Genomic DNA, 4,058 nt, shown 5'->3' on the forward strand with positions numbered 1-4,058 from the left:
TTTTCCTGAATACAGTGATTCTTTTTTTGCCCCTCGTACCTTCGAGAGCTTTTGTACTGATAACTCTGAAACCGGTTTTCTCCGCTGCGCTGATGAACCGCTCATGCCCGGCATAAAGATCCGCTGCCAGGGCAAATCGTTTTAACTCGGAAACAGGCAGGATATCGAACGTGACAGGGTCTTCCGAATATAGAGCTATATAGTGACCATCCTGCTTGAGGACTCTATACGCTTCCTTCAGGAATCCGTTGATTCCATGAAGTTCAACCAGTCCCTGCAGGGTCATTGCGGTATCAAAACTCTCCGATACTATGGGAAGACGCCGTACATCCCCTCCGATTGCTTCGCTGATTGAACTTCGCCCGATATGTTTGAACCGGTACTGAATGTTCCACAGGCACTTCAAATCCCGTTCAACCGAGGCAATCCGCCTCAACTCACTGTTTTGAAACGCCTGATGCGTTACTCCGTATCCCCCTCCTGAAAGAAGGTCGATAAGATCCTCCGGTTTCACTCTCTTTACCGTGTTCATAAACTCTCTGAAGATGTCAAGATTGACTCCGCCCTCAGCCGGAAACGTGAGTAATCGTTTCGCTCTTCCTTTGTGTTTGAACCATTCCCCCGAATCCAGGTACCTTGCCTTTCCAAGCATTTCTTTTGTGACCGCATTCGGATCCGATTCAATCATTTCTGATTTGATACACCGATTGCCTAATCGTTCGATTGCCCTGCCAATCCCGATCTCTTTCAGCCTGTTGAGGGAAAGCAAGCCATTAACCGGTGTGCCTGGCACCACTCCCAGAGCTTCATCCACAGGAGCCTGCCAGGTATTGACTGCCGCATTTGGCAACAGGACCGGCCTGCCCAGTATAACAGGATACTGATTGTCGCATTTCGCACATTTCATTGTACCTGACCTGATATCACCATTTCGCTTTGTTGCATGGTGAATTGAAAGATGTCCTCTGCATTCCGGGCATCTGAGATATTCCAGAGCTGAACTTTGCATTGAAATTCCTCCTCATATATTTCGCACCTGTAAGTACTAATGTATCAATTAGATAGCAATATTGTCAAGATTTGACAGGCAAGATGTTTATTCGTATATAGAATGTAGATAATGTACGGATCGTTGCATATCGGGATTTGGTTAACCAGTTATTACAAACTCTTTTACTTCTTCTGCAAGCATAATTGAATACCCTTATCATGCTGTGCGGCCAGTACACCGGTAGAAAATGAAACTCTATTTAGTATGGAGAATGAAATGAAATCTCTTTTCTGTCTCATCATATCTGTGCTGCTCATTGCCTGCGGCGGGGAACAGACCCCTGTCAGGATCGAAGAACCAGCCGGTCCAGAAATTGACACACTCATTGTTACCGATTCTATCGGTGTTCTTATGGGCGACAGCTGTTACATGTTTGGCTCGATTATAAAAGCCGAGGTTCTACCGGGAGGGAATGTTATTCTCTTCGACAGATCAACGGGATTCATTTCAACCTACGATGAGTATGGTGAATTCATATCTTCCTTTGGAGGTATTGGTGAAGCTCCGGGAGAGTTTACCCTTCCCGGCACAATGACAGTTCTGGGCGATGGGAGAATAGCAGTATTCGACTGGATGGACAAAGAAGTGTGTTTCTTCTCAGCTGAGGGTGAATACCTTGGCAGCAGACCTAACCATGTTTTTGAAATGCCCTTGAGTATGGCTGCTGCTGGTGATTCCTGCTTTGTTATATACTCCTGCCCCACGCGCCAGGTGGAAGGAACCTACAAGATGGGATACGAGCTTAATATCTGGGAGGGAATATCTGAGGAGCCAAGAGCTACACCGTTCACTCACCTTTTCGACTTCAGCGAAGAAGGTTACGATTTCAGACCCGGATACGTGGCTTTTACAGCGGCAAACAACGGTAATGTCTACATGCACAGAATGAACTCGACAAATTATCTCATAGAAGTATTCGACCTTGATGGGCAACCTGTTGACACCATATCATCGGAACCGGTTCTTGTACCCCTGGGAGATATTGCAAGATACACGAATATTCCACAGGCTTCCTTCAGGGTAACGATCGACGACAACACCCAGCAGATAACCGGTGAGCTTCCTGAATATGCGCCACAGATAGAAAAACTGGGTATTGATTCTCTTGGCAACCTCTGGGCACAGCAGGGCACTTCGAAGGGGCTGATCTGGGATGTATTTTCACCTGAAGGAGAGAAGATCCGAGAAGTGTACCTTACGGCTTTCCCTGATTCCCTGTATATCCTTGTTGAAATCAATGAGCACGGAATAATCGCCTGGGATCTTGCTCCCGAAGACTATCCAAGGCTGTATCGTCTGCAGTTCAAGTAAGATTATTCGGTTTTTTGAGTTCCTGCATCTGAATATTATTCGGGATTTTTGGACTGCATTCCAAAATTATCATGATATATTTGGAATACACTCCATAATTACCGAAGGGATAATAGTATGAGAACGCGATATCCGCGAATAACTTCCTGATGTCGCTGATCTGATCCTATTCCTTCATCGTTGCGGTCCAGATGAAGTAGGCGACAGCGCTTCCGCCGAAAACACCTGCTCCTATCCATGGCCATGAGGCACCGTCGGTTGTACCGCCTATGGCCGCGAAAATGGCTGCAATCAGCAGGAATATGATATCGAATACGGTCGCTTTTGCCCATTTACCGACCGGCGCTTCTCCCGAAAGAACTTCCTGGCGGCTTGCATCTACAAGTATGCGGTAGTTTTTATCCTTATACGCATATTCAAGCTCCCAGATAGGAACGTATACAAGGTCAACACCCTGGACATCTATTGTTGTATCTACGTCAGTAATTTTTGTGGCTTTACTCTCGGCCTTCTGCTGATGCAGTTCAATTATCCTGTTCCTGGCGGACACCTCGGCCTTTTCCTGAATAATCTGTCCGTTGATGATATGCTCCTGCATATTGAATTTCTTGAGTTCATCAATTGAGAAATCCATTTTGCCTTCAAGAAGATCCTTATTAGGGGCTTTTTTCGATCCTCCTATCCTGAAAATGAATTTTCCCCAGTCCGGGAATACACATTGCTTACCGGGTTCGATATTTCGAATTCCCCAGAATTCTGAAGTATCCTCTCTGGCATATACAGGCCATGTATAATCATCGGTGATACGCCCCTGTACAGGTTCCCAGTAGGTTTCTGATGTTTTGTTCTTTCCCTTACCCGTAGTTTTTGTCCGTTTCTGCATGCCGCTCCAGCGGGTGTTGCCGGTACATCTGACTATCCAGTAGGGAAGAACTCTGACTTCTGTTTTCTTCCAGCTTACCTTGTTGGGAAGATCCTTCGACTTGTAAAAACCTTTTTTCAGCCACCCGGAAGCAATCCCGATGGCTTCATCACGCCCGACTTTTGGCGGAAGAAGATAATGCGATTCAACCGTTACGATGTTATCATAACCTGCAAGCATGGTTGTGGTCCCGCAGTATTCGCAGGTGATAACCGCTTCACCTTCCATGTAAGAAAGCGGAGCGCCGCAGTTGCTGCAGCTTATTTCATGGATAGCCACTTTCTTGTCATCGTGCTCTGCATTGCTGATCTCTTCAGTCGGATCATTACCGTTATTCATTTCTTCAGGCATAATTCTCTCCTCCCGGGCATACTAACGATATATTTTACAACTGTTATATTTACTTGTTTCTATACTTATCGAAAACTACTGAAAGAAGATAATGCAAATTATTCTTGGAGCCATACTGATTCTGAGTACTCAGGGTTCTCTTGATTCATATCATCTGCAAATGGATCCCCAGCTGCTTGACAGCCTTTATTCCGATCCGTTTGCTGATTACCAGCTTCCCGCATATGTCGAAATGGAGGCTGGTGCATGCAGCTGCCTTGCGGGATTCAGAGGAGGGTCTTCACTATGGAAGCCAAAACTCAGCTGGAAGATCGAGCTGTTCGATACATCAATTGAAAACGCTTCTCATATCCTGCTGGACGCTCATTACAGAGACCTTTCACTTATGCGAAACGCTCTCGGACTCCTGCTGTCCAGAAAACT

At 46.0% G+C, this 4,058-nt stretch carries 4 protein-coding genes; 2 read left to right on the forward strand and 2 right to left on the reverse strand.

Annotated elements, in window-relative coordinates:
- A partial coding sequence (locus K8R76_07540) for a methyltransferase domain-containing protein (GenBank protein ID MCD4848026.1) occupies nucleotides 1-1,009 on the reverse strand: 1,009 nt, incomplete at its 3' end.
- Between the two features lie 258 nt (nucleotides 1,010-1,267).
- On the opposite strand from K8R76_07540, the gene K8R76_07545 reads away from it, so the two are divergent.
- Nucleotides 1,268-2,362: a hypothetical protein gene (locus tag K8R76_07545; GenBank protein ID MCD4848027.1), complete on the forward strand. Its 1,095-nt coding sequence runs from the start codon at nucleotides 1,268-1,270 to the stop codon at nucleotides 2,360-2,362.
- Nucleotides 2,363-2,528: 166 nt separating this feature from the next.
- Here the strand turns inward: K8R76_07545 and K8R76_07550 are convergent, their stop codons facing one another.
- On the reverse strand, nucleotides 2,529-3,635 hold the full coding sequence (locus K8R76_07550; protein ID MCD4848028.1) for a hypothetical protein: 1,107 nt from the start codon (nucleotides 3,633-3,635) through the stop codon (nucleotides 2,529-2,531).
- Nucleotides 3,636-3,726: 91 nt separating this feature from the next.
- Between K8R76_07550 and K8R76_07555 the strand changes: the two genes are divergently transcribed.
- A partial coding sequence (locus K8R76_07555) for a CotH kinase family protein (protein ID MCD4848029.1) occupies nucleotides 3,727-4,058 on the forward strand: 332 nt, incomplete at its 3' end.

It is taken from the genome of Candidatus Aegiribacteria sp., assembly GCA_021108435.1.
Lineage (GTDB): Bacteria > Fermentibacterota > Fermentibacteria > Fermentibacterales > JCC-6 > Aegiribacteria.

Excerpts from the sequence above, each read along its gene's own strand:
- K8R76_07545 (MCD4848027.1), top strand. The coding sequence starts at position 1,268 with ATGAAATCTCTTTTCTGTCTCATCATATCTGTGCTGCTCATTGCCTGC.
- K8R76_07550 (MCD4848028.1), bottom strand. The coding sequence starts at position 3,635 with ATGCCTGAAGAAATGAATAACGGTAATGATCCGACTGAAGAGATCAGC.